The sequence below is a fragment of the Bradyrhizobium aeschynomenes genome, from assembly GCF_013178945.1.
Taxonomy (GTDB): domain Bacteria; phylum Pseudomonadota; class Alphaproteobacteria; order Rhizobiales; family Xanthobacteraceae; genus Bradyrhizobium; species Bradyrhizobium aeschynomenes.
This window is the reverse complement of the sequence record NZ_JABFDM010000003.1, coordinates 67900-92644: the sequence shown is the minus strand read 5'-3', so window position 1 is coordinate 92644 and position 24745 is coordinate 67900. Positions and strand designations below refer to the sequence as shown.

Here is a 24745-nt window from a genome sequence, read left to right as displayed (position 1 = left end):
CCCCACCACGTCCTCCCCGCGCGAGCAGCGCAGTCGGATACGTGCCCGCGGACGGCGCTGCTTGAAACACCTCAAAAGCTGAAGTAGCTGTTGTTGCAACGACAATAACGTCGTCCAGACGATCCCCGATCGACGGGCCGGCACTGCATGGTTTGGCATCCGATGAGAGCTGTCGCCGCATGCGGTGCGATCCTGTTCACGTTGATCAGTTGGGCCTGGAGCGTGCCGCTGTGGGCCGAAACTGCGGGCCGTGAGCCGGCCACCATCAAGCTTTCCGCAACGCAACAAAAGCAGGTCGGACTGCAAACGGCCGTGCTCGCGGCGGAATCCCACCCCGAGCAGTTTCGCGCCTACGGCACGGTTCTGGACGTCGCCAGGCTGACCGAGCTCACCAACAACTACGCCAACGCCCAGGCCCAGTTGCAGACGGCGCAGGCGAGGCTCGATGTGGCCAGGCTTGCCTACGAGCGCGCCCGCGACCTCGTGCAATCGGCAGCGATGCCGAAGAAGGATGCCGAAGCTGCGGAGGGCACGTTCCGCACCGAGCAGGCCGCGCTCGCCGCCGCCGACTCGCAGGTGAAGACGCTGATGGCGACCGCGCGGCAGGAATGGGGCCCGGTGATCGGGAAGGGGGTCATCGAGCGCTCGAAGCAGGTCGTGCAGCTGATCGAACGCGAGCAGCTGCTGGTGCAGGTCACGCTGCCGCCGGGCGTGACCTTGGGCGGGCCGCCGCGCTCAGCGCTTGCGCAGGCGCCGACCCGCACGGCCAACGTCGACCTGCGCTATCTGTCGCCGGCCCCGCGCACCGACCCGCGCATCCAGGGCCTGAGCTACTACTTCATCGCGGGCGGCGACACCGGGCTGCTGCCGGGCATGAACACGACGGCATACGTCCCCTCAGGCAAGTCCTACGCCGGCGTGTTCGTCGAGGACACCGCGATCGTGCAATGGCAGGGCCGCGCCTGGGTCTATCTGCGCGCCGGCCCCGAGACCTTCAAGCGGCATCCGATCCGCACCGACCAGCCGGTCTCCGATGACGACTACGTCGTGCAGGACATTCCTCCGGGCTCCGAGATCGTGCTCCGCGGCGCACAGGTCTTGTTGTCCGAGGAAGCCAAGAGCGAGCTGCGCGGCGGCGGCGACGATGATTGACGGCGTTCGCTTGCCAGCGACCGGGCCGCAGGCCGCGCTGATCTCGTTCGCCATCCGCTTTCGCGGCATGATGCTGGCGCTTGCCTGCACCATCCTCGGCCATGGCGTCTTTGCGCTCGGCAGCGCCAAATATGCCGTCTTTCCAGAATTTGCGCCGCCGCAGGTGTCGATCCAGACCGAGGCGCCCGGCCTTAGTCCGGAGCAGGTCGAGGTACTGGTCACCCAGCCTATCGAAACCGCGATCAACGGTCTCGCCGGCGTCGAGAGCATGCGCTCATCGTCGATCCAGGGCCTGTCCGTCGTTTCCGTCATCTTCCAGCCGGGCACCGACGTCTACCGGGCGCGGCAGCTGGTGACGGAGCGGCTCGCTGTCGTCAGCAGCGGATTGCCGCAGGGCGTGCGAGCCCCCGCGATGACCCCGCTGGTGCCCGCGGCAGGCACGGTGCTGGCGATCGGCCTCACCTCCGAGCAGCGCTCGCTGATGGATTTGCGCACCGTCGCCGACTGGACGGTGGCGCGGCGCCTGCTCGCCGTCACGGGCGTCGCGCAGGTGACGACCTACGGACGGGATATCCGGTCACTCCAGGTGCAGGTGCGCTCCGACGATCTGGTCCGCTTCGGCGTCGGCATGAACGACGTCGTGGCGGCGGCGCGCAAGGCCACCGGCGTCCGCGGCGCAGGCTTCGTCGACACCGCCAATCAGCGCGTGATCCTGCAGACGCAGGGGCAATCGCTCACGCCCGAGCAGTTGGCCCGCACCGTGCTGCTGCACCAGGGCGGCGCGAGCGTCGTGCTCGGGGACGTCGCCACGATCGTGAACGCGCCCGAACCGCCGATCGGCGGCGCGCTGATCAACGGCCAGCCCGGCATCATGATGATGATCAGTCAGCAATACGGCGCCAACACGCGCAACGTCGCGGCGCGCGTCGAGGCCGCCCTGCAGGAGCTGCGGCCGGCGCTGGAGAGCGAGAAGATCAGGCTGCATGCCGACCTGTTTCGTCCCGCGACCTTCATCGACTCCGCGATCCAGAACGTGCTGTTGGCGCTCCTGGTCGGCGGGGCCCTCGTCATCGTCGTGCTGTTCCTGTTCCTCTACGACTGGCGGACCTCGGTGATCAGTTGCACGGCCATCCCGCTGTCGCTGTTCTCGGCCGTGCTGGCGCTGAACTGGATGGGACAGAGCCTGGATACGATGACCCTCGGCGGCCTCGCGATCGCGATCGGCGAGGTGGTCGACGACGCCGTGATCGGCGTCGAGAATGTCGCGCGCCGGCTACGCGAGAACGGGAGCTTGGCTGCGCCGCGCAACGAGGCGCGCGTCGTCTATGATGCCATGATGGAGGTGCGCAGCGCCGTCGCCTACGCGACCTTCGCGGTGCTCCTGGTGTTCGTGCCGATTCTCGCGCTGCCCGGAATCGCTGGCCGGCTGTTCGGTCCGCTCGGCATGGCCTACATCCTGGCGGTGCTGGCCTCGCTCGTCGTGGCGTTGACCGTCACGCCGGCGCTGTCGATGCTGCTGCTGACCGGCCGCAAGCGGCGCGGCGAGGCCGGCGAGCCGCCCCTGGTACGCTGGTCGCGCCGCCACTACGAGCGCCTGCTACGTCGGCTCAGCCGCTTTCCCAAGCTGGTCATGGCGGTCGCCGTGTTCATCACAGCTGCAGGCGCCGGCCTGATGCCGTTTTTCGGCGGCACCTTCCTGCCGGACCTGCGGGAGGGGCACCTGATCCTTCATGTCTCGACACTTCCCGGGACTTCGCTCGATGAATCGCTGCGCCTCGGCACGCTGATCGCAGACGCCTTGCGCGACGTACCCGAGGTACGCAGCGTGGCCCAGCATGCCGGTCGCGCCGAGGCAGGCGTCGATACCGCGGGCACGCATTCCAGCGAGATCGAGGTCGATCTGAAGCCCGGCCTGTCCGGCAGCGAGCAGGAGCGCGCCGAGCAGCACATTCGCGCCGCGCTCGGCAACTTTGCCGGCATCAATCTGTCGATCAAGACCTACCTGACGGAGCGCATCGAGGAGACGCTGTCCGGCTTCAATGCCGCCGTCGTCGTCAACGTGTACGGTCCCGATCTCGATGATCTCGAGCGTGCGGCGCGCGACATCGCGCGCGAGCTCGGCGAGGTCCGGGGCGCGATCGACATCCAGCAGCAATCACCGCCCGGCATGCCGCAGGTCAACGTGACCCTGCGCCCGACCGACCTGCAGTCCTGGGGTCTCGACGCGGTGGAGGTGCTGGAGCTGATCCGCACCGCCTATCAGGGCGACGTGGTCGGACAGGCCTATGAGGGCAACGTCGTCTTCAACGTCATCGTCAAGCTCGATCCCAATGCGAGCGCCCGTCCGACGGCCATCGGCAACATGCCGATCCGGACATCGAGCGGGGCGTACATCCTTCTCAAGCAGGTCGCCGACGTCTATGGCACGGCGGGACGATACATCGTGCTTCACCGCAACGGGCAGCGCGTGCAGACCGTCACCGCCAACGTGGCCGAGCGCGATCTCGAATCCTTCGTCGCCGCGGCCAAGAGGAAGATCGCCAAGGAGGTCGAGCTGCCGCCGGGCGCACATGTCGAGTTCACCGGCGCCGCCGAAGCCCAGGCCAAGTCGCGGCGCGACCTCCTGGTGAACTCGCTGCTGGCGACGATCGGCATCGTGCTGCTGCTGTCCCTCGTCACCGGCCATTGGCGCAACCTGCTGCTCGTGCTGATCAACCTGCCCTTCGCCTTCGTCGGCGGCGTCATCGCCGTCGCATTGACCGGAGGCGTGCTGTCCTTGGGATCGATGATCGGCTTCGTCACGCTGTTCGGCATCGCGCTGCGCAACTCGATCCTGATGATCTCGCACTACGAGCATCTGGTCATCAAGGAAGGACGAAGCTGGGGGCTGGAGACGGCGATCGCCGGCGCCGCCGATCGCCTGGTGCCGATCCTGATGACCTCGCTGGTGACCGGCCTCGGCCTGCTGCCGCTCGCGCTCGGCGCCGGAGAGCCGGGCCGCGAGATCGAGGGCCCGATGGCCATCGTCATCCTCGGCGGATTGCTGACTTCGATGGCGCTGAACCTGCTGGTGCTGCCGACGCTCGCGCTCCGCTTCGGCCGATTCGTCGCCGGTGTGCCGTCGACGCGAGTCGCAGACTCCGCCTGATCGACGGCCGGCCTTCTCTGCTCAGCCGAGCGAGCGCAACCATGCCAGACGTGAGATCGCCTGCGCGGCGAGCCGCTGCAGCAGATCGAGCTGGCCGGGCTCCGCCGCGCGCTCTGCCTGATCGAGATAGGCGTCCGCGAGCGCCTCCGCGATGACAGGCGCATCTGCCTGCGGGAGCGCAGCAGGCAGGCGCATCAGGTCGCCGATATCGTTCGCCATCATCGCGGCTTCCTGCGCGAGCTCGCGCATGCGATCTCCTTGAGGACCGCGGCGGGGCGCGGCCATCTCGCCGAGCAGCCCGGCAAGACGATGTTCGAGCTCGCCTGCTGTCGCCGTGTCGCCGGGACTCACCGCCGACGCACGCCTGGCATCGGTCTCACGATGATAGGCGCGGCGCCGCTCCTTGCGCAAGGTCGCGACATGGCCGAGCTCCTCGCGCGCCATCGCCTCCGCCGCCGTCTTGACCTCGGCGCTGTCGCTATACGCCGCGAGATAGGACCAGAAGGCGAAGGCCCGCTCTTCGTTGCGCACCGCCATCGACAATGCGCGGTAAGGTGTCATCAGGCGCGAGCGCTCGATCTCCGCGGCGGCGATGGGATCGAAGGTCTCCGGCGGCTGCCAGCGCACCAGCGACGCATCCGGCGCTCGTCCGGTTCGTGCGTGTGACCATTTCACGACGCTGTCGACATGCTCGCGCTCTGCAGCAGCCAGATCAGCAAACACCTTCGCCAGGTCGCGCCGACCCTGACGCTGCATCTCCTCGGCGAACTCGGAGTAGCGATCGGCCGCCTCCTGTTCCATCGCATTCGCAAGCGCAAACATCTCATCGAGCGAGTGCAGGTTCCCGGCCGGTTCCGAGTTGAGCAGGAGCGTTCGTGACAACAACATGATGGATCGGCCTCAAGCGCTTGTCCGGGTCTGTTTGATCCAGCGCAACGTTCGTCCCAATGCGACCCACTAGACATCTGGCAACTTCAGGAGTCAATTTAGGTTGGCTCGTTTTGCTTCGGGGGTCGCCAACGGCGACGATCCCTCTTTCCCAAACACAGTGCTGATAGGAATACGCGTCCCTCGGGGGCGGGCCATTCCGCTTGAGGTGATCATGGTTGCGAGTGATGTCGCCACCAATCGAGGACGCATGACTGTCCTCATCATGGCGGTCATGGCCGCGCTCTGCCTGATCGCAGCGCCGCGCACCGCGCATGCGGCCGGCGATCTCGCGACCTATTTGTCGAAGCTCACGCCGGGCGAGTTCTTCCCCGACGCGGACCGCTTCGGCGCGCCGCAGGGCGACCCACCGATCGCGGCGGTCTATCGTCGCGATCAGCTCAAGGGCTACGTCTATCTCAATTCCGATTTTGCCAACGCCGTCGGCTATTCAGGCAAGCCGATCCATATCCTGGTCGGCATCGATCAAAAGGGCGTCATCTCCGGATTGAAGCTGGTCGACCACAAGGAGCCGATCGTGCTGATCGGCATTCCCGAACCGCGCATTCTTGCCGCGCTCAATGGCCTGCTCGGCAAGGACATGACGCCGATCGCACACGGCGCGGAGCATCCGCCGCAGGCCGACATCGTGTCCGGCGCGACGGTCACCGTGCTCGTCATGCACGACAGCATCGTGCGCGCGGCGATCCGCCTGATCCGCAGCGGCCGCATCGGCGCGGGCATCGCAACCGCAGCCGCCACGCAGCCGAGCGTGATCAAGACGATCGATCCCGGGCAGAGCGAGATCCGCGACTGGACCAACCTGCTCGGCGACGGCTCGGTGCGCCGGCTGCATCTCAGCATCGGCGACGTCAATGAGGCGTTCGCGAGGTCTGGCAATGCCGCGGCCGCACAAAATCCCGAACCGGGGAATTCGGACGACACCTTCATCGACCTCTATGCCGCGCTTGCCAGCGTGCCGACCATCGGCCGCAGCCTGCTCGGCGACGACGGCTATCAGCGGCTCAAGGCACGGCTGCAACCGGGCCAGCAGGCGATCATTGTCGCGGGTGACGGCGCCTATTCGTTCAAGGGATCGGCCTATGTCCGCGGCGGCATCTTCGATCGCATCGAGGTGCTGCAGGAAGGCGCGAGCACGCGGTTCCGCGACAAGAACCATACGCGGCTCGGCGCGCTCGAGGCCGCCGGCGCCCCTGCCCTGCGCGACATCGGCCTGTTCGTCACGCCGCCCGAATTCACGCTCGATCCGACCGAGCCATGGCAGTTGCAGCTGCTGGTGCAGCGCGCCACCGGCAGCCACGACAAGGCGTTCCTCACCTTCGACCTCAACTACACGCTGCCCGACATCTATCTGAAGCGGGAGACACGCGCTGCAGCGAAGGCGCCTGCAGCTGCCCCCGCTCCGGCCGAGACGACGCCAGCATCGACCGACGAGACGGAAGAGCCGCTGTGGATGCGCATCTGGCGCACGCAGACCATCAACATCGGCGTCACGGCCCTCGCGCTCGCCGTCCTCACCGGGATCTTCTTCTTCCAGAACGTGCTGGTGCGCCGTCCGCAACTCTACACCTGGGTCCGGCGCGCCTATCTGCTGTTCGTCCTGGTGTGGCTCGGCTGGTACGCCAACGCGCAGCTCTCGGTCGTCAACGTCGTCACCTTCACCAACGCGCTGCTGAGCGGCTTTCATTGGGAGTTCTTTCTCGCCGCGCCCCTGATCTTCATCCTGTGGGCGGCCACCGCGGCGGGGCTGCTGTTCTGGGGCCGCGGGCCGTTCTGCGGCTGGCTCTGTCCGTTCGGCGCCCTGCAGGAACTGACCAACACATTGGCGAAGTGGCTGAATGTGCCGCAGATCACCGTGCCCTGGGGCCTGCATGAGCGGCTCTGGCCGATCAAATACATCATCTTCCTCGGCCTGTTCGGCCTGTCGCTGTATTCGGTTGCGCTGGCGGAGCAGGTCGCGGAGATCGAGCCGTTCAAGACCGCGATCATCCTGAAGTTCGCGCGCAGCTGGCCATTCGTGCTCTACGCCGTCGCCCTGCTCGGCATCGGGCTGTTCATCGAGCGCTTCTTCTGCCGCTACCTCTGCCCTCTCGGCGCCGCGCTCGCCATTCCCGGGCGCATCCGCACATTCGAATGGCTGCGACGCTGGAAGGAATGCGGCTCGCCCTGCCAGCGCTGCGCCAAGGAATGTCCGGTGCAGTCGATCCATCCCGAGGGGCACATCAACGTCAATGAATGCATCTACTGCATGCATTGCCAGGAGCTGTACTACGACGACCAGCGCTGCCCGCACATGATCCAGGTCCGGCTCAAGCGCGAGAAGTTCGAGGCGATGTCATCGCCCACGATGCGCGCCGCGAAGGCCGGCCCGAAGACGTTGATCACCCATGCCGGCCAGCGGCTGAACGTCACGGCCTCTTCAACCGATCTCACTCGCCCATCATAAGGAGACGACGATGGCGCACGACGACGACCAGACCAAACTCAGCCGCCGGCAGATCGTCGGCACCGCCGCGCTCGGCGCCGCGGGAGTGGCCGGCAGCATCGGCCTCGGCAGGAGCCTCGAGACCACGCCCGCCGCGGCGCAGCCGCGCCCCGCGCAGAACAAAGCCGAGGTGGCGCCGGGTCAGCTCGACGAATATTACGTGTTCTTCTCTAGCGGCCAGACCGGCGAGCTCCGCATCGTCGGCATGCCCTCGATGCGCGAGCTGATGCGCATTCCGGTCTTCAACCGCTGCAGCGCCACCGGCTGGGGCCAGACCAACGAGAGCCGCAAGATCATGACCGAGGGCCTGCTGCCGGAAACGCGCGAGCGGCTCAAGGACAGGCTCGGCATCTGGATGAACGGCGATTGCCACCATCCGCATATGTCCTTCACCAACGGCACCTATGACGGCCGCTACGTCTTCATCAACGACAAGGCCAACACCCGCCTCGCCCGCATTCGTACCGACGTGATGAAATGCGACAAGATCATCGAGCTGCCGAACCAGTACACCATCCACGGCATGCGGCCGCAGAAATTCCCGCGCACCGGCTACCTGTTCTGCAACGGCGAATATGAGGTGCCGCTGCCGAACGACGGCAAGGTGCTCGACGACAAGTCGAAATATTTCTCGATGTTCTCGGCAGTCGACGGCGACACCATGAAGGTCGCCTGGCAGGTGATCGTCGACGGCAATCTCGACAACACCGATTGCGACTACCAGGGCAAATATGCGTTCTCGACCTGCTACAACTCGGAGAAGGGCGTCACCCTGGCCGAGATGACGGCAAGCGAGCAGGACTGGGTCACGATCTTCAACATCAAGCGCATCGAGGAGGCCGTCAAGAAGGGCGACTTCAAGGAGATGAACGGCGTTCCCGTCATCGACGGCCGCAAGGGCTCGCCCTACACCCGTTACGTGCCGGTCTCGAACAGCCCCCACGGCCTCAACACCGCGCCCGACGGCATCCATGTCGTCGCCAACGGCAAGCTCGCGCCGACCGTGACCGTCATGGACGTTCGCCTGATCGACAGCCTGTTCGAGGACAAGATCAAGCCGCGCGACGTCGTCGTGGCCGAGCCGGAGCTCGGCCTGGGGCCGCTGCACACCGCCTTCGACGGCCGCGGCAATGCCTACACCACGCTGTTTCTCGACAGCCAGGTCTGCAAATGGAGTCTGGACCTCGCCAAGCGCGCCTTCAAGGGCGAGAAGGTCAACCCCATCATCCAGAAGCTCGACGTCCACTATCAGCCGGGGCACAACCACGCCTCGATGGGCGAGACCAGAGAAGCCGACGGAAAATGGCTGCTGTCGCTGAACAAGTTCTCCAAGGACCGCTTCCTGAATGTCGGCCCGCTCAAGCCGGAGAACGACCAGCTGATCGACATCTCCGGCGACAAGATGGAGCTGGTGCATGACGGCCCGAGCTTCGCCGAGCCGCATGACGCCGTGATCGTGCATCGCTCCAAGCTCGAGGGACGCGTGACCTCGATCTGGAAGCGCGACGACCCGTTCTTCGCCGACGCGCGCAAGCAGGCGGCGGCCGACGGCGTCTCGCTGGAGAGCGACGGCAAGGTGATCCGCGACGGCAACAAGGTGCGAGTCTACATGTGGTCCAGCGCTCCCGCCTATGCGCTCGAGAAGTTCGAGGTCAAGCAGGGCGACGAGGTAACGGTCTACGTCACCAACATCGACGACGTCGAGGACCTCGTGCACGGCTTCTGCATCGTCAACTACGGCGTCAACATGGAGATCGATCCGCAGCAGACCTCCTCGGTGACGTTCGTCGCCGACAAGCCCGGCGTCTACTGGTACTTCTGCACGTGGTTCTGCCATGCCATGCACATGGAAATGCGCGGCCGCATGCTGGTCTCGCCGCGGAACGCCTGACGATGCGGCGCAGGCGCCAAATCAAGACATGGGGGCTGGCGGTGTTCATCACCGCCGGCCTTCCTTGGCATGCTCTCGCGGCGACGCTGCAGGTGGCGGCCGATACCAATGACCTCCAAGGCGTGCTCGATCGTGCAGCTGATGGCGACGAGATCGCGCTCGCCGATGGCACATATCACGGGCCGCTGCGCGTCACGCACAGCATCGTATTGACCGGCTCGCCGGGCACGACGATCACGGGTGGCGGCCAGGGCAGCGTCATCACCGTGACCGCGCCGGGCACCGTCATCCGTGGCCTGACCATCCGTGGCTCCGGCCGCTCACTGGAGCAGATGGACTCCGGCGTGTTCGTCGAACAGGTCTCGCACGACACGCTGATCGAGAACAATCACATCGACGGCAATCTGTTCGGCGTCTATCTGCACGGCTCGACCAATGCGCTGGTGCGGCACAACAGCATCATCGGCCTGCGCGCGACGCATCCCGGCGGCGTCGGCAATGGCGTCTCGGTGTGGAATGCGGCGGGCGCCAAGGTGATCGACAACGACATCCGCTACGGCCGCGACGGCGTGTTCGCGATCACCAGCCGCAACAACATTTTCAGTCGCAATCGCTTCAGCGATCTGCGCTTCGCGGTCCACTACATGTACGCCAATGACGGCGAGATCACCGGAAACGTCTCCACCCGCAACATCATCGGCTATGCGATGATGTTCTCGAAGAACCTCGTGGTGAAGGACAACGTCTCCGACCACGATCGCGACCGCGGCATGCTGTTCAACGCCACCAACGGTTCGCAGATCTCCGGCAACAGCGTCATCGGCGGGCTACAGCCGGCGGAGCGCTGGGCCACTGCCGAGAACCGTGGTGCCGACGAAGGCGTGCCGCAGGCCGAGACGCGTGCGGCCGCGCCGGCCGGCGGCCTTCGCCCAGGGCCGGAGAAATGCGTGTTCGTCTACAACACCAACAACAATCGCATCACCGATAACTGGTTCGAGGGCTGCGAGATCGGCGTGCACTTCACCGCCGGTTCCGAAGGAAACGACATCCGGGGAAATGCCTTCGTCAACAATGCCAGCCAGATCAAATATGTCGGCACCCGCCATCTCGACTGGTCGAAGAACGGCCGCGGCAATTATTGGAGCGACAATCCCGGCTTCGACCTCAATGGCGACGGCGTCGCGGACACCGCGTACCGGCCGAACGATCTGATCGACCGGGTGCTGTGGACGGCGCCCGCCGCCAAGGTGCTGATCAACAGCCCGGCCGTGCAGGTGATCCGCTGGGCGCAGGCGCAATTCCCGGCGATCCTGCCCGGCGGCGTCGTCGACAGCCACCCGCTGATGTCGCCGCCCGCGCGTCGTACCGCTGCCGGGAGCACACCCCGATGAGCGCGACGGTTCATATCGCCGATGTCGTGAAGCACTACGGCAAGGTTGAAGCCGTGAAGGGCGCCTCGTTCGATCTCGCGGAAGGCGAGATGGTGGCGCTGATCGGCCACAACGGCGCCGGCAAGACGACTCTGATGAAGATGATGCTCGGCTTGATCCGTCCGAGCCGCGGCACGATCGCGGTGCTCGGCGAAAATCCCGCGGCCGGCGAATTCTCCGCGCGGCGCCGGCTCGGTTATCTGCCGGAGAACGTCGCCTTCGATGCCGCCCTCACGGGCCGCGAGACGCAGGCGTTCTATTCCCGGCTGAAGCGCGAGCCGGTGAAGGATGCGTTGGCACTGCTGGACGTCGTCGGTCTCGGCCATGCCGTCAAGCGCCGCGTCGACACCTACTCCAAGGGCATGCGCCAGCGTCTCGGCCTGGCGCAGGCGTTGATCGGCCGGCCGCGCGTGCTGCTGCTCGACGAGCCGACCACCGGCCTCGACCCGGAGCTGCGCCAGACCTTCTACGATGTCATTCAGAAGCTGGCGGCCGAGGGCACCACGGTGCTGTTGTCCTCGCACGCGCTGACCGAGCTCGAGGAGCGCGCCGGCCGCGTCATCATCATGAACCGCGGGCTCAAGGTCGCCGACGGCACGCTCGACGAACTGCGTCGCATCGCGCGGCTGCCGACCCGGATTCGGATCAAGGTCGCCGACCTGCCGCCATCGGGTTCTCCGGCCTGGCTGCCCACCGCCACGCCGTATCGCCGGATCAACGGCCATATCGTCGAGATCGACGCGGCACCGGACGAGAAGCTCGATCTGCTGCGCCGCGCGACCGCCGACGGCAGCGCCGTGCAGGATCTCGAGCTGATCCCGCCCAGTCTCGACGAGCTCTACGCGCACTTCCTGCGCCAGGCGGAGCGCCCGCAATGAACGCTCTGATCACCATCGCCGCCAAGGAAATCCAGCAGGCCATCCGCAATCGCTGGGTGCTGGCGGCAACCTTGCTGCTGGCCGGGCTCGCGCTGTCACTGACCTTCCTCGGCAGCGCGCCGACCGGCACCGTCGGGGCTCGCGCGCTCGATGTCGTCATCGTCAGCCTGTCCAGCCTGACGATCTTCCTGATCCCGCTGATCGCGCTCCTCATCTCCCACGACGCCATCGTCGGCGACATGGAGCGCGGCACCATGCTTCTGCTGCTCAGCTATCCCGTCGCGCGCTGGCAGGTGCTGCTCGGCAAGTTCCTCGGCCATCTCGCCGTGCTCGCTTTCGCAACCTGCCTCGGCTATGGCGCCGCGGCCGTGGCGCTGCTGATCACCGGCAGCAGCTTTGATGGCGAGGGCTTCGCCGCCTTCGCTGCGATGATCGGCTCCTCGGTGCTGCTCGGCGCCGTGTTCGTCGCGATCGGCTATCTCGTCAGCGCCGTCGTCCGCGACCGCGGCACGGCCGCCGGCCTGTGCATCGGGCTGTGGCTGATGCTCGTCCTGATCTACGACATGGCGCTGCTCGGCCTTCTGGTGCTCGACCAAGGCCGCAACATCTCCGGCGGCGTGCTCAGCGCGCTGCTGCTGCTCAACCCCGCCGATGCCTACCGGCTGTTCAACCTCACCGGCTTCGCCAATGTCAGCCTGTTCTCCGGCATGGCCGGGCTCGCCGCGAGCAGCACGCTGTCGGTGCAGGCGTTGCTGACAGCGCTGGTGCTGTGGACGCTGGTGCCCCTCGCCTGTGCCACGCTGGCCTTCTCCCGGAGGGAGCTATGAATCGCCTCGTTCTTGCCTGCACGCTCTTCGCCGCGTTCGTCCTTACCGGCTGCAATGACAAGCAAGCCGCTGCTCCGCCGCCGCCGATCAAGCTCACCGCACAAGCGATCGGGCATTATTGCGGTATGAACCTGCTCGAGCATTCCGGTCCGAAGGGGCAGATCTTCGCCGCCAGCCTGATCGAGCCGGTGTGGTTTTCCTCGGCGCGCGACGCCATCGCCTTCACGATGCTGCCCGACGAGCCGAAGGACATCCAGGCGATCTACGTCACCGACATGGGCAGGGCCGGGAACTGGGACAATCCCGGCGCCGACAATTGGATCGAGGCCCGCAAGGCGCTGTTCGTGATCGGCAGCCGGCTCAAGAGCGGCATGGGCAGCGACGAGGCGGTGCCGTTCTCGGAACGAACCGCCGCCGAGCGCTTTGCCGCCCAGCATGGCGGCCGTGTCGTCAGCTTCAGCGAGGTGCCGCGCGACTACGTCCTGAGCTCCGCGGACGACAGCGCCAGCGCGGCCGAGCCGGACGCTGGGAAGACCAATTGAGGTGCCCGTCATGACACACCACCTCTCGCGCCGACGCTTCATCCAGATCAGCGCTGCGGTCGCCGGCCTCTCGAGCGCCCCGCTGGCCACGCCATCGGCCACAGCCGATACCGGCTTGGTCGAGTGGCGCGGCACCTTGCTCGGCGCCGTCGCGACCATCAAGCTGCACCATCCCGACCGCCACGAGGCGGAGCGGCTGGTCGCGCTGTCGCTCACCGAAGCGCGACGGCTGGAACGACTGTTCAGCCTGTACCTGACCGACTCGGCCCTGGTCAGCTTGAATCGCACGGGCGTGCTGCTGGATCCGGCTCCGGAGTTGGTCGATATCCTCACGCGCTCCAAGCGCTACGCGGAGCTGACCGGCGGCCGCTTCGATCCCACGGTGCAGCCGCTCTGGACGCTGTATGCCGATCACTTCTCGCGCCCCGATGCAGATCCGACCGGCCCACCACAACAGGCCGTGCGCGACGCGCTGGCGCGCGTAGGCTACGGCAAGCTCTCGATCAGCCACGATCGCATCGTGATGCCGCGCGGTACGGCGCTCACCTTGAATGGCATCGCGCAAGGCTATGTCACCGACAGGATCGTCGATCTCTTGCGAAGCCGGGGCGTACAGCAGAGCCTCGTCGACATGGGCGAGGCCCGCGCCATCGGCCCGCGTCCGGACGGACAACCGTGGGACGTGGCGATCGAAGATCCGGAGCACCCGGGACGCACCGCCGCGACGCTCCCGATCGTCGACCGCGCGGTGTCGACGTCCGGCACTTACGGCTTCCGCTTCGATCCACAAGGCCGCTTCAACCATCTGTTCGATCCTCACAACGGCGGCTGCGCGCAGCGCTACCGCAGCGTGACGACGGTCGCAGAGAACGCCACCGCGGCGGACGCACTATCGACCGCCTTCAGCCTGATGTCGCCCCCCGAGATCCGCGCAGCGTTGCCGCGCTCCGCAATCGAGCGCGTTCACCTGATCGGTGAGACCGGAGCGGCCCTCGACCTCCTCGCCTGAGTGCGTCCATCGCGCAGGCTTGAACGTCTCGGCTCTGACGGCATCAAAAGCTCTGCCGGGCACCTCGCCGGCGTGCCATCGCGGCTGCATATCGTGCCGGCGGACCTGCGCTGTCGTGCTGCAAACCGGCGACGAAGCCATGGTATGCCTGAGCCGGCTCGCTCGAGAGGCGAATTTCAATGCAGCGCGGACCACCGGGATCGGCCATTTGAAGGCATGGTCCTGAAGTACTTCGATGCGGAGCGGAAGAACTATCTCGAAACTACGTCAACGAACAGGTCGAGCCGGCCCGATCGTCACCGAGAGCGCCGCGCATCTGCGCAAGCTGCGCGACGCCGAGTCTGGCCCTGCTTTGATAAGGCCGGAGGCCCGACTCCCGGGATCGAGGACGATCCGCATCTGACGGCGCAGCAGAGCCCTACGGTCATCACCGACGGGCGTCCGACCGCGCGCTCGGCGCAATCTTCGTTCGAGTTCACGGGCCCGGGAGGCGCAGCCGGCGACACCGACAATCGTCGAGGGCCAAGGACCGAACCGGCCTCTGTCAAACCAGCGTCACGAAACCCGAACAGAAGGAGACGGTCCCAATCGGGCGCGGTCCTGGCACAACTCGGCACGAACGAGCGCTCACCTCCGTAGCTGCACAGTGAGCTGCGCCGAAGACCGATGCCCAAAACCGCGGGTAGCGAGCCTTGACTGACGTATGCCAAGCAGACCCGCGCGGGACTGAAACGTTCGCGGACGAGCAGACTTCGCGGGTTTCTGACGCCGGCCCGAGCATGGCGCGGCTGCGAGCCCTGCAGCTGCTGATCGCCGCCTCGGGCTTCGCCGGCCTAGGTTACGAGATCGTCTGGACGCGCCAGCTCGCGCTTGCGCTGGGCACGGAGATGATGGCCGTGCTCGGCGCCATTGCCGGCTTTTTCGCGGGCCTTGCGCTCGGAGCCTTTGTCCTCGACGGCAGAATTCGACGTGCCGCCCATCCGCACCGGATCTATGCCGTTCTCGAGGCGGTCATTGGTCTTTGGGGCATCTGTGCGGTCTGGCTGCTGCCGGCGAGTGCGCGCACGCTGGCGCCGCTATTGGGCACGGCACCGTCGCCAGTCCTGCTATGGAGTGCGAGCTTTCTGCTTCCGACGCTGGTGCTGCTGCCCGCAACCGTTGCGATGGGCGGAACGTTGACGGCCCTGGAGCGCATGATGTCGGCAGCGCATGGCCGGGGGCCGGTCAGTGCCGGCGTCTATGGCGCAAACACGGCCGGCGCCGTTGCCGGCACGCTCCTGTCCACCTTCGTGCTGATCCCGTCATTCGGATTCTCGACCACGCTGCTCTGTCTGGCTGCGGTCAACGCGGCCTGTGCGCTGGCAGCGCTTCGCCTCGGCAGTCCCGTGCAGATCGACGCCCGCCCGCGCGGCGTCCACCCGCGCGCCGCTGCCGATCTCCGCCTGACCGGGAGCTTGTTCGCCACCGGTCTTCTCGGCATCTCATTCGAAGTGCTGGTGGTGCGCCTGGCCGCGCAGATGATGCAGGACACCGTCTACAGTTTCGCCTGTCTGCTGGCGGCGTACCTGCTGGGAACGGCCGCGGGTGGACTCCTCTGGCAACGCGTCGGGCCTCGCATTGCGCTCGGCAGGGCGGGACTGATCGGCAGCACGGCCTTGATCTGCCTGATCACCGCGCTGGTGACGCCCTTCATTGGCGAATTCGCCGATCACGCCGCGCGTCTCGGTGTCGTCGGCGAGCTCGGCATGGCGCTGGCGCTCTTTCTGCTGCCGTCGATGGCGATGGGAGCCCTGTTCGGCCGGCTCATCCAGGACGTTCGCGACATCCATGGATCGGTCGGCTGGGCGATCGGCATCAACAGCCTCGGCGCGGCGATTGCGCCGCTGGTCGCGGCACAGCTGCTGATTCCAGCTCTCGGCAGCTGGAAGGCGCTCGTCCTCGTTGCGATGGGATACCTGGTGCTGTTGCGGCCGCATCGCGCCGTGCTGCGCTTCGCCGCGCTGCCAGCTCTGCTTGGCCTTGCATTGCTGTGGCGTCCCGCTCCGCTGCTCGTCAAGGTCCCGCCAGGAGGCAAGCTTCTCGCCGTACGCGAGGGGCCGATGGCCACCGCGAGCGTCGTCGACGACGTCTCGGGAGCGCGCTATCTCGAAGTCAACGGCCACTTCCGGATGGGCGGCACCAGCTCGGTGCGATCCGATTTCCGCCAGGCCATGCTGCCGCTGCTGCTGCATCCAGCGCCACGCAACGCCCTTTTTCTCGGTGTCGGCACCGGAGCAACCGTGCTGGGCGGCGCGCAGATGCCAGACCTCGACGTCCGTGCGGTCGAACTCTCCGCCGAGGTGGTCGCGTTGCTGCCGTGGTTCGATCACCCAGCGTCCAAGCAGGACAGACCGCCGATCGCCATCGCGGATGCACGACGCTTCATCGCCGCGGATGAGGAGCGCTATGACGTCGTGGTGGCCGACCTGTTCCATCCCGCGCTGGACGGCAGCGGCGCGCTCTACACCGCTGAGCATTTCGCCGCCGTCAGGCGGCGACTCGCAACCGAAGGCCTGTTCTGCCAATGGCTGCCGCTCTATCAGCTCGATGCGCCTTCGCTGCGGGCCATCATCCGAAGCTTCCTGACCGTGTTTCCCGACGGCTCGGCGTGGTTGAACCATTACAGCGTGCGTACGCCGATGCTGGCCCTGGTCGGATCACGCGCTCCGAGGCCGATGGATCCCGAGCTGCTGGCCGAACGATTCTCGGACGGGAAGCTTCGTCCGATCATTCAGTCGCTCGGCTTCGACCAGCCGATCGACCTTCTCGGCCAATATGTCGCCGGCCCAAAATCGCTCGCGAGCCTTGCCGGGCCGGGGCCGCGCAACACCGACGATTTTCCGTTCGTGACCTTCGACGCCCGGAGCAATGTCGAAGCTCTGTCGGCACCGCCGTGGCAGCTGCTGACGACGGTCATTGGCGAGGCGAGGACCGATGCGGCCGAATTGCTGGATTCATCTCGGCGCCGGACGTGGAACGATCGGCTCGAAGCCTATTGGCAGGCCCGCAATCGCTTCATCCAGGCCGGCGCGGCGCTGACCGGCGAACCGCGAGGGCCTGCGCTCATTGCGGCCGCCGCACCAGGCCTCCTCGCCGCGATCCGCTCCAGCGCCGAGTTCGCGCCGGCTTATGCGCCCTTGATGAGCATGGCGAGATCGCTGCTCGCGTCCGATCGACCGGCGGCGGAACGACTCCTTCTGGCCATCGACGAGGCTGCTCCATCGCGGCACGACGCGCGCGAGCTGCTGTCGCGCGAATTCGCCAGATGAGCCGGCTCAGGCCGAGAAGCTCACGCGGTATCCCCAGCAATCCAGGTGATCAGGGATCGCGTTGAAGGCGATCGTGATTCGCTGGTCGCCCTGGTTGCGCGGCACCTCGTGGTAGAGATAGCTCGGGAACAGCACGAGGTCGCCCGGCTCTGCCTCGGGCAGCACGTATTTGCCGGCATTGAACGGCCCGACCGCAGCGCTGCGGGTATGATGACGAAACGAGAAATCACTGCCGCCGGGCGGCCGCACGAACACGGTGCGGCTGCCGGGGTGAGACGGCGTCAGATAGAAGATGCCGGAGATGAAGCTGTTGGCGTGGGCGTGCAGGGTCTGGTTGCCGCCGGTCTCGAGCATGTTCGTCCACATCTCCTTGACCGTCCAGCGCAGCTTCTCGCCGAACAGCAGCTCGCCGAAATCGACCAGCTTGGGCACGGCGAGCTCGGCGATGGTCTGAAACAGATTGTGGGCGCGGGGATCGGCAACTTCGGTGTGGAACAGCTGTCCTGACCGCAGATTGTTCTCGATCTTCGAATTGCGGATGGCTGCCACCGCCGCGTCCTTGAGCTCGGCGCTGAGCAGCCCGGGCGAACGCAACAGCGGTATCGGAAAGAGAGCTTCGATCTGGTCCATGTTTCAAGGCCTTGCACGCGCCGCAACGGGACCGACAATTTGCCGACTTGCATGACAGCCGGATGACGAAATTGGCAACGCCGCGCTTGTACCTTCAGCGCGCCGGCATTTCGTCGGCACGAAGAATGTTGAGCCGCTCGCCGGGCTTCAGGCTGTGGGGCCGATCGCGCACCTCCAGCACGGCCCGCTCGGCCTTCTCGACGCAGTCGTCGAACTCGCCATTACCGGCCTCGACGAGCGCCTGCTGAATGTCACGCTCGGCGAAATAGCGCGACACGTCGTCGAGGGGCAAGGTGGCGGCCTGTGCGCGTGCCTCGGCAACAGCGGCGTCGCAGGTTTCCTGCGTCGGCTCCTCCTCGTGAGCCGACGCGACGGCGGTCGTGAGAGCAAGGATGGCGAAAAACACGGCGAACAGACGAGACATCACGTGGACGACCCTCGGCGCGAGGCAGATCTCAAGGATAAAGCGCCGGCTCGCAAGCCGGCGCTCGGATTGAGCAGAATCCGGCGGTCGCTATCGCCCGCCGGATCGATGCCGATCAATCAGTCGCGGTTGAAAGCCCAGCGACCCCAGTGGCCCCAATGGCCCCAATGATCCCAGTCGTGCCAGTGGTGATGATCGTGCGCCAGCTTGCGTGCCAGATCCTTGTTCTTCTCGACCAGCAGCTGGGGCGCACCGTACGGACGGACGAAGATCGGGTTCGCGTAGAACCAGACGTTCGACCAGGCCTGCACGTCGTTGGTCACTTTCTTCACGCCGCCGACGGTGCCGAGATGCGACGGGCACGCCGCATCGGTGCAGCTGACGGTGGCATTGTTGGCGTCGAGCAGCGGATTGCCGGCGCTGTCGGACACGTTCGGCGTAGCCGGCGGGATGTTGGTGCCGCGGGCGCGGATGTAGAACGGAGTCTTGCCCGCGATGAAGGTGGTCCTGAAGCTGAGCCGGACCGAGCCATCGCGGAGCTTGCGGCTCTGCATCTTGGTCGCCTGGATCTGCTTCGCGATCTTGGCCGAGGGATTATAGACGACGGCCGCACCGGCGACGCCGGAGGCGTTGGCCACCGCATAGCCCGTGGCGCCCGGCGCGATCGGGCCGGTGATGTCACCGGTGATCAGATCGACGTGGTCGAGCGAGGGCTTGTTCAACGGCTGCTTGATGCCGACCGGCAGCAGCAGCGGGTTGTTGAAGCTGTACGGGCTGTTGTTGGAAGCCGGAACGGTCATCTCCATCTCGAGCGTGACCTTCTCGCCAGGGCGTACGACCAGCGTCTCGCCCATGGTTTTCCAGTCGTAGTCCCACTCACCCTTCGCACGAAACTCCATGTCGGAGTCGATGATGTCGGCATTGACCGAATAGGAGTTGCCGGAGCGCATGCCGTCGATGATGGACTGCTGGGAGAACCGCCGCTCGTTCGGTACGTAGAGCTTGGTGTACTCGCCGGGAATGAAGTCCGCGGTCGTGCCGGGATCGCGCGCGCCATAGACGCCGCGGCTGTGCCAGTCCGAGCTCTGGAACAGGAAGAAGTTGCGGCCTTCGCCGAGCAGACCGTCCCACAGCCCGCCAACCTTGGCGGTGTAGACGCCCTGCATGCCGTAGGTGCCGCCGCCGACCGCGCCCGAGCCATAGGATCCCGAGCCGCCGTTCACGCCGCCCTCGGCCATGTGACCCGGAGCTTCGATGCCGAACGCGACCGTCGGGCCGGCATTGTTGAAGTCACGGAAGTGCTCGATGTTGTAGCCGGCCGATCCGTTCGGGTTGAACGGTCCCTGCCGCTCGGTATGGGTCGGCACCGCATAGGATTGCAACGGATGGTTCGCCTGCAGCCAGGCGATGCCGGCGACGGCCTTCTGGTGACCGGCCGTGCCGGAATTGTTGACGTTATCCTTGCCGGCCCAGACCGGGTTGTTGCTGGCATCCACCGGGCCGATCGCATCGGTGTCGGCGCGGTCGAAGCGATATTCGAACTCGGCCATCTTGTCGGCATTGCCGTAGCCACGCGGGTTCTGGCCGGCGATCACGGCGACGTCGCCATGCTCGTGGCCGGGCAGGATCCACTCGAGGCCTTCGACCAGCACCTTGTTGTAGGTCGCGGCACGATTGACGATGGTCGGATACTCGATTTCCTTGATCGACTGCCAGCGCCACATCTTGGCGCTGGTGCCGGTGCCGTTCGGCGTTCCCTTCAGGCTGGTGATGGTGATGCCGTCGATGGTCTTGCCGAGCGTCTGGCTCCAATAGGTCGTCGTGTTGTCGCCGGGGATATTGGCGCTCGCATCGCTGAAGCGGCAATCGCGATTGCCCGAACCGCCGTGGTTGCCGAGCGTGAACCAGTCGAGATCGAAGTTGTTGCCGCCTGCGGCCGCGGTGCCCTTGCCGACCGAGCGGTCGATCGCATAGCCGGCTGCCACCGAACCGTCGGTGCAGGTGTTGTGGTTGTGCATGTCGCCGGCGACATAGGGATTGTTCTTGCTCGTTTCCCCCCAACGCTCGCCCGCGTCGGCGTTCTGCGACAGCGCCAACGACACCGAGGCCGCTGTCAGCAGGATTTTCTTGGCAGATGGAACCATTTCGTCGCCCCTGAAGTATTCGATCGAGTTCTAAACGGTGATGACAACGCGACTGATGCGCCGCTGTCCTTCGCGCGGCGACCAAATCAAAACTCGGAGACAGTTTGTTGAAGGATTTATTTCCCGCCGCGCGTCGTCCACGAACGTCGGGCCGCGGCGGTTGCGAAATTTTTGTGACACCGACGTTTGCCCGGTGACAACGGCAAGCATGCCGTTGCATATACGCGCCGCGCAGCGAGCGCGGTCCGAGTTGTAAAGAACTTATGTCAGCCCCTGCCATGTCGAATGCGGCGCAGACCTTCGAGAGCGCCTCTGCACGCTCCAATCAGCAAGATGGCAACGGCTCTTCCGCAGCGCGATCATCTTCCGGCACGGCGTTGCGCGCTCTCGTGAGAGAGCCGCTCCTGCACTTTCTCGTTCTCGGCGGACTGATCTTTGCGGCCGACGCCGTCATTCATCCGCCAGCGAAGGACGAGAAGGTCGTCACCGTGACCAAGGCGCTGCGCCAGTCCTTCATCGACACGTTCGACGAGGACAAGCAGCGCACCCCGAACGAGGCCGAGCTGCAGAAGATGGTCGACGCCTGGGTCGCAAGCGAAATCCTCTATCGCGAGGGCAAGACGCTCGGCGTTGACCGCGGCGACGAAATGATCCGCGACCGTGTCGCGTTCAAGCTGCAATATCTGATTTTCGATCAGGTGCGCGTGCCGCAGCCGAGCGATGAGCAGTTGCGCGCCTGGTTCGCCGACAATCACGCGCGGTTCGACGAGCCCGAGCGTGTCAGCTTCTTCATGACGCCCCCCAGCGACGAAGCGACGGCGCGGAGCTATCTGAACGACATTCGCGAACAGCGCGAATCGGAGGAGCTGCGGGACCAGACGCGTGCGATTCTCGACCGGCCCGTGCCGAGTCTCGCCGCCGGCTTCGGCAACGGCTTCAGCGACGGCCTGCTCAAGGCGCCCCTCCAGGAATGGACCCTGCTGCAGTCGAAGGACGGTTGGCACGTGGTTCGCCTCGACGCCCGGACGCCGGGCGCGCCGGCGAAACTCGAGGACATCCGCACCGAGGCGGCCAAGATCTGGCACACTGAAGAAACCCGCAAGCGGGCCTGGGAGGCCGTGAGCCGGCTCAAGGCCAACTACACCATCAGGTACGAGCCGTGACCGGCGCGCGCGCCCTGATCGCGATCGTGCTCGCGCTCGCCGCGCTGCTGCTTGGGCGGCCGGCGGCTGCGCATCAGGCGACCATCGCCGTGCTCGAGTTCCGCGAGATGCGGCCCGGCGCGTATATCGGACGCTGGACGACGCTGCCGAAGGATGGCGTCAACCGCATCGATCTGAAGATGCCGCCGCATTGCTTCCTGCGCCTGCCGGAGCTCAATTGCGGCGACAAGGGGCTCGTCGGACAGATGACGATCGCCAATCTCGGCGAGGACATGTCGGCTGCCATCATCCGGGTGACCTCGCTCGCCGGAGAGACGCGCAGCTATACGATCTCGGCGTCCAACCCGGTCGTGACCGTGCTCGGCACGGATGCGCCGACGCTCGACACCTGGCTCGAGCTCGCCAAGACATACGTCAATCTCGGCATCGACCACATCCTGCTCGGCGCCGACCATCTGCTGTTCGTGCTCGGACTGATCTGGATCGTCCAGGGCGGCTGGCGCCTGCTCAAGACGATCACGTCGTTCACGATCGGCCACAGCGCCTCGCTGGCCGCAACGGCGTTCGGATGGATCGGCGTCGCCGAAGCGCCACTCAACGCCTGCATCGCGCTCAGCATCGTGTTCGTCGGCGTCGAGATCATCAAGCAGCAGCGCGGCGAGACCGGGTTGACCGCCCGCTACCCGTGGGCCGTCGCCTTCAGCTTTGGTCTGGTGCATGGCATCGGCTTCGCCAGTGCGCTCGCAGGCCTCGGCCTGGAGCGGCGCATCCTGCCGGCGGCACTGCTGTTCTTCAACGTCGGCGTCGAGATCGGACAGATCCTGTTCGTGCTGCTGGTGCTGGCGCTGATCTGGGCGCATCGCCGCCTCGGCGCGGCGCTGCCGCGCTGGGGCGCCGAGTGGCCCGCCTATGCAATCGGCTCGGTATCGATGTTCTGGTTCCTGGGCCGCCTGGCACGGGTTCTGGCGGCTGCATGATGACGACTGGGACGAACATGACCGCGCGTAAACTCCTGCACGCCGCGCTGGGGGCGGCATTGCTCTCGCTGCTGACCACAGATCCGGGCTTTGCCCATGAGCAGACGGGCGTCGGCGGCGGGCTCGCCAGCGGGCTGCTGCATCCCTTGACCGGGCTGGATCATCTGGTCGCGATGGTTGCGGTCGGCATCTGGGGCGCGCAGCTCGGCGGCGCGGCGATCTGGATCCTGCCGATCGTCTTCCCGCTGGTGATGGCGTTCGGTGCCGTCCTGGGAATCCTCAAGGTCGGATTGCCTGTCCCGGAGCTCATCATCGCGTTGTCGGCACTGGTCCTCGGACTTGCGGTCGCGCTGCGCGTCCGCGTCCCGTTCGGGATTGCGGCGATCATCGTCGCGATCTTCGCGATCTTTCATGGCCACGCGCATGGCGTCGAGCTCCCGACGGCCGCAAATCCGCTGGCCTATGGCTGCGGCTTCGTGGTCGCCACCGGGCTTCTTCACGCCTGCGGCATCACGATCGGCGCGCTCGCGCGCTGGCCCGGCGGCGAGCGCATCATCCAGGGCGTCGGGGCAGCCATCGCCGCGCTCGGCGGCTACTTCCTGGTGGCAAACCTTGGAGTCGCGGCATGAGCAGGTTGCTCCGGACTGCGCTGCTCGCAGCGGTGCTGCTGGCTCAGGCGCAGATCGCCGACGCCCACATCGTCTCGGCGCGGCTCGGCGACTTCTACGCCGGCGCCCTGCATCCGCTGCTTACCATGCAGGACGTCGTGGTCTGGATTGCGCTCGGCTTGCTGGCGGGCTCGCTCGGCGCGGCGGGCGGACGCTGGCTGGTCATGGTGTTTCCGCTCGGCCTGTGTGCGGGACTGGCATTCGCCGTCGGATCGGGTGTCGCCCCGGCGTCTCCGCTCGTCGACGCCGCGACGATTCTGGTTCTCGGATTGCTGCTGGCGGCGGCGCTGCGCATTCCCGTGACACTGCTGAGCGCGATCGCACTCCTGCTCGGCGTGATCCGCGGCGCCGCAAATGCCGGCGAACTTGGGCCGCAGAGCGATCGTCTGCTTTATGCGGCCGGTCTTGCCGCCGCAGGCTACGTCACCATCACCCTCGTGATGGCGCTGGCGCTCACCCTCAGGCGTCCCGAGACCGAGCCGGTGTCGAGCTGGCGCGGGATCGCCGTGCGAGCCGTCGGCGGCTGGGTCGCCGCGATCGGCCTGATGATGGCCGGACTATCGCTCGCACCCTGAGCAGGCCTATGCTCCGGCGATCCGACACCGCGACTTCCGGGGCTGCGTGACCGACGTCATCAACATCGTTGCGATCGTCGTGCTGCTCGTGACCTGCGCCGGCCTGATCTGGACGGATCTGCGCAGCGGCCTGCTGCCGGACGGGATGAATGCGCTGGTTGCCATAAGCGGCTTTGCAAGATTGGCGGCGCTCACCGATCTGTCCGAAGCGTGGTCGACGTCCATCGCGGCTGTCGCCGTCGGCTTGGCACTGCTGCTGCTGCGCCTCATCTACGCGATGGCCCGTGGCCGTCAGGGACTGGGCCTCGGCGACGTCAAGTTTCTCATGGCAGCAACGTTCTGGGCTGGCTTGCCGGGTCTGCCGATCTTGCTGCTCGTCGCCACCATGGCCGCACTCGCTGCGGTTCTCGCTCTCGCCGTCATGGGACGACGTCCGACGGGTCAAACGGCGCTGCCGTTCGGCCCGTTCCTCGTCCTTGGCCTGCTTGCCGTGCTCGCCTTGGAGGCCACCGGGAGCGAATTGACTGCGGCCTTCTGACTGCCGCG

General features: G+C 66.3%; 19 protein-coding genes. 15 read left to right on the top strand and 4 right to left on the bottom strand.

The genetic code is table 11. The features are described 5' to 3' along the window. Window positions 1-147 precede the first annotated feature (147 nt). Both HL666_RS09425 and HL666_RS09420 read left to right on the top strand, forming a co-directional pair. Window positions 148-1152 (top strand): efflux RND transporter periplasmic adaptor subunit, encoded by a 1005-nt coding sequence (locus tag HL666_RS09425; protein ID WP_172113150.1) that lies wholly within the window; start codon window positions 148-150, stop codon window positions 1150-1152. Then, the gene (locus tag HL666_RS09420; protein WP_172181099.1) at window positions 1145-4300 is read left to right on the top strand and encodes an efflux RND transporter permease subunit; all 3156 of its coding nucleotides are present in this window, start codon (window positions 1145-1147) and stop codon (window positions 4298-4300) included. Before HL666_RS09425 ends, HL666_RS09420 begins: the two co-directional genes overlap by 8 nt. Before the next feature lie 21 nt (window positions 4301-4321). On the opposite strand, the gene HL666_RS09415 is transcribed toward HL666_RS09420, so the two are convergent. Next, the gene (locus HL666_RS09415; protein ID WP_172132176.1) at window positions 4322-5188 is read right to left on the bottom strand and encodes a ferritin-like domain-containing protein; all 867 of its coding nucleotides are present in this window, start codon (window positions 5186-5188) and stop codon (window positions 4322-4324) included. 250 nt (window positions 5189-5438) lie between these two features. Here HL666_RS09415 and HL666_RS09410 point away from each other — a divergent pair, with 250 nt between their 5' ends. From HL666_RS09410 to HL666_RS09375, 8 genes are all read left to right on the top strand, one after another. After that, window positions 5439-7694: a NosR/NirI family protein gene (locus tag HL666_RS09410; RefSeq protein ID WP_246741506.1), complete on the top strand. Its 2256-nt coding sequence runs from the start codon at window positions 5439-5441 to the stop codon at window positions 7692-7694. Window positions 7695-7704: 10 nt separating this feature from the next. Beyond that, window positions 7705-9624, top strand: a complete 1920-nt coding sequence (gene nosZ / locus HL666_RS09405; protein WP_172132174.1) for a TAT-dependent nitrous-oxide reductase — start codon at window positions 7705-7707, stop codon at window positions 9622-9624. A gap of 2 nt (window positions 9625-9626) precedes the next feature. Further along, on the top strand, window positions 9627-11015 hold the full coding sequence (locus tag HL666_RS09400) for a nitrous oxide reductase family maturation protein NosD (protein ID WP_172181095.1): 1389 nt from the start codon (window positions 9627-9629) through the stop codon (window positions 11013-11015). Beyond that, window positions 11012-11932, top strand: a complete 921-nt coding sequence (locus tag HL666_RS09395; protein WP_172181093.1) for an ABC transporter ATP-binding protein — start codon at window positions 11012-11014, stop codon at window positions 11930-11932. The genes HL666_RS09400 and HL666_RS09395 overlap by 4 nt, the downstream gene beginning before the upstream one ends. Further along, window positions 11929-12759 (top strand): ABC transporter permease, encoded by an 831-nt coding sequence (locus tag HL666_RS09390; RefSeq protein ID WP_172132171.1) that lies wholly within the window; start codon window positions 11929-11931, stop codon window positions 12757-12759. The genes HL666_RS09395 and HL666_RS09390 overlap by 4 nt, the downstream gene beginning before the upstream one ends. Beyond that, a complete protein-coding gene (locus HL666_RS09385) occupies window positions 12756-13301 on the top strand; it encodes a nitrous oxide reductase accessory protein NosL (protein WP_172181091.1) in 546 nt (181 codons plus the stop codon). The genes HL666_RS09390 and HL666_RS09385 overlap by 4 nt, the downstream gene beginning before the upstream one ends. Window positions 13302-13311: 10 nt before the next feature. Further along, window positions 13312-14310 (top strand): FAD:protein FMN transferase, encoded by a 999-nt coding sequence (locus tag HL666_RS09380; RefSeq protein WP_172181089.1) that lies wholly within the window; start codon window positions 13312-13314, stop codon window positions 14308-14310. A gap of 779 nt (window positions 14311-15089) precedes the next feature. Then, a complete protein-coding gene (locus HL666_RS09375) occupies window positions 15090-17618 on the top strand; it encodes a spermine/spermidine synthase domain-containing protein (protein WP_172181087.1) in 2529 nt (842 codons plus the stop codon). A 6-nt stretch (window positions 17619-17624) separates the two neighbouring features. Here HL666_RS09375 and HL666_RS09370 read toward each other — a convergent pair whose 3' ends face one another. The 3 genes from HL666_RS09370 to HL666_RS09360 form a co-directional block, all read right to left on the bottom strand. After that, entirely contained in the window at window positions 17625-18248 is a 624-nt protein-coding gene (locus tag HL666_RS09370; protein WP_172181085.1) for a 2OG-Fe(II) oxygenase family protein, read from the bottom strand. 94 nt (window positions 18249-18342) lie between these two features. Beyond that, window positions 18343-18672, bottom strand: a complete 330-nt coding sequence (locus HL666_RS09365; RefSeq protein ID WP_172113142.1) for a hypothetical protein — start codon at window positions 18670-18672, stop codon at window positions 18343-18345. A 119-nt stretch (window positions 18673-18791) separates the two neighbouring features. Further along, window positions 18792-20816, bottom strand: a complete 2025-nt coding sequence (locus HL666_RS09360) for a hypothetical protein (RefSeq protein ID WP_172181083.1) — start codon at window positions 20814-20816, stop codon at window positions 18792-18794. 278 nt (window positions 20817-21094) lie between these two features. On the opposite strand from HL666_RS09360, the gene HL666_RS09355 reads away from it, so the two are divergent. From HL666_RS09355 to HL666_RS09335, 5 genes are all read left to right on the top strand, one after another. Then, window positions 21095-21979, top strand: a complete 885-nt coding sequence (locus tag HL666_RS09355; RefSeq protein ID WP_172181744.1) for a peptidylprolyl isomerase — start codon at window positions 21095-21097, stop codon at window positions 21977-21979. Continuing rightward, window positions 21976-22956, top strand: a complete 981-nt coding sequence (locus tag HL666_RS09350) for a HupE/UreJ family protein (protein WP_172132165.1) — start codon at window positions 21976-21978, stop codon at window positions 22954-22956. The genes HL666_RS09355 and HL666_RS09350 overlap by 4 nt, the downstream gene beginning before the upstream one ends. Before the next feature lie 17 nt (window positions 22957-22973). After that, on the top strand, window positions 22974-23585 hold the full coding sequence (locus HL666_RS09345; RefSeq protein WP_172181081.1) for a HupE/UreJ family protein: 612 nt from the start codon (window positions 22974-22976) through the stop codon (window positions 23583-23585). After that, complete coding sequence (locus HL666_RS09340; protein ID WP_172181079.1) at window positions 23582-24199, top strand: HupE/UreJ family protein; 618 nt, start codon at window positions 23582-23584, stop codon at window positions 24197-24199. The genes HL666_RS09345 and HL666_RS09340 overlap by 4 nt, the downstream gene beginning before the upstream one ends. Before the next feature lie 79 nt (window positions 24200-24278). Further along, entirely contained in the window at window positions 24279-24737 is a 459-nt protein-coding gene (locus HL666_RS09335) for a prepilin peptidase (RefSeq protein WP_311975715.1), read from the top strand. Window positions 24738-24745 lie beyond the last annotated feature (8 nt).

Bases quoted from the DNA above. Each gene is read 5' to 3' on its own strand.
- HL666_RS09390 (WP_172132171.1), top strand. From the start codon at position 11,929: ATGAACGCTCTGATCACCATCGCCGCCAAGGAAATCCAGCAGGCCATC.
- HL666_RS09410 (WP_246741506.1), top strand. From the start codon at position 5,439: ATGACTGTCCTCATCATGGCGGTCATGGCCGCGCTCTGCCTGATCGCA.
- HL666_RS09395 (WP_172181093.1), top strand. From the start codon at position 11,012: ATGAGCGCGACGGTTCATATCGCCGATGTCGTGAAGCACTACGGCAAG.
- HL666_RS09415 (WP_172132176.1), bottom strand. From the start codon at position 5,188: ATGTTGTTGTCACGAACGCTCCTGCTCAACTCGGAACCGGCCGGGAAC.
- nosZ (WP_172132174.1), top strand. From the start codon at position 7,705: ATGGCGCACGACGACGACCAGACCAAACTCAGCCGCCGGCAGATCGTC.
- HL666_RS09425 (WP_172113150.1), top strand. From the start codon at position 148: ATGGTTTGGCATCCGATGAGAGCTGTCGCCGCATGCGGTGCGATCCTG.
- HL666_RS09375 (WP_172181087.1), top strand. From the start codon at position 15,090: ATGGCGCGGCTGCGAGCCCTGCAGCTGCTGATCGCCGCCTCGGGCTTC.
- HL666_RS09355 (WP_172181744.1), top strand. From the start codon at position 21,095: ATGTCGAATGCGGCGCAGACCTTCGAGAGCGCCTCTGCACGCTCCAAT.
- HL666_RS09360 (WP_172181083.1), bottom strand. From the start codon at position 20,816: ATGGTTCCATCTGCCAAGAAAATCCTGCTGACAGCGGCCTCGGTGTCG.
- HL666_RS09420 (WP_172181099.1), top strand. From the start codon at position 1,145: ATGATTGACGGCGTTCGCTTGCCAGCGACCGGGCCGCAGGCCGCGCTG.
- HL666_RS09380 (WP_172181089.1), top strand. From the start codon at position 13,312: ATGACACACCACCTCTCGCGCCGACGCTTCATCCAGATCAGCGCTGCG.
- HL666_RS09400 (WP_172181095.1), top strand. From the start codon at position 9,627: ATGCGGCGCAGGCGCCAAATCAAGACATGGGGGCTGGCGGTGTTCATC.
- HL666_RS09365 (WP_172113142.1), bottom strand. From the start codon at position 18,672: ATGTCTCGTCTGTTCGCCGTGTTTTTCGCCATCCTTGCTCTCACGACC.
- HL666_RS09370 (WP_172181085.1), bottom strand. From the start codon at position 18,248: ATGGACCAGATCGAAGCTCTCTTTCCGATACCGCTGTTGCGTTCGCCC.
- HL666_RS09340 (WP_172181079.1), top strand. From the start codon at position 23,582: ATGAGCAGGTTGCTCCGGACTGCGCTGCTCGCAGCGGTGCTGCTGGCT.
- HL666_RS09385 (WP_172181091.1), top strand. From the start codon at position 12,756: ATGAATCGCCTCGTTCTTGCCTGCACGCTCTTCGCCGCGTTCGTCCTT.
- HL666_RS09345 (WP_172181081.1), top strand. From the start codon at position 22,974: ATGACCGCGCGTAAACTCCTGCACGCCGCGCTGGGGGCGGCATTGCTC.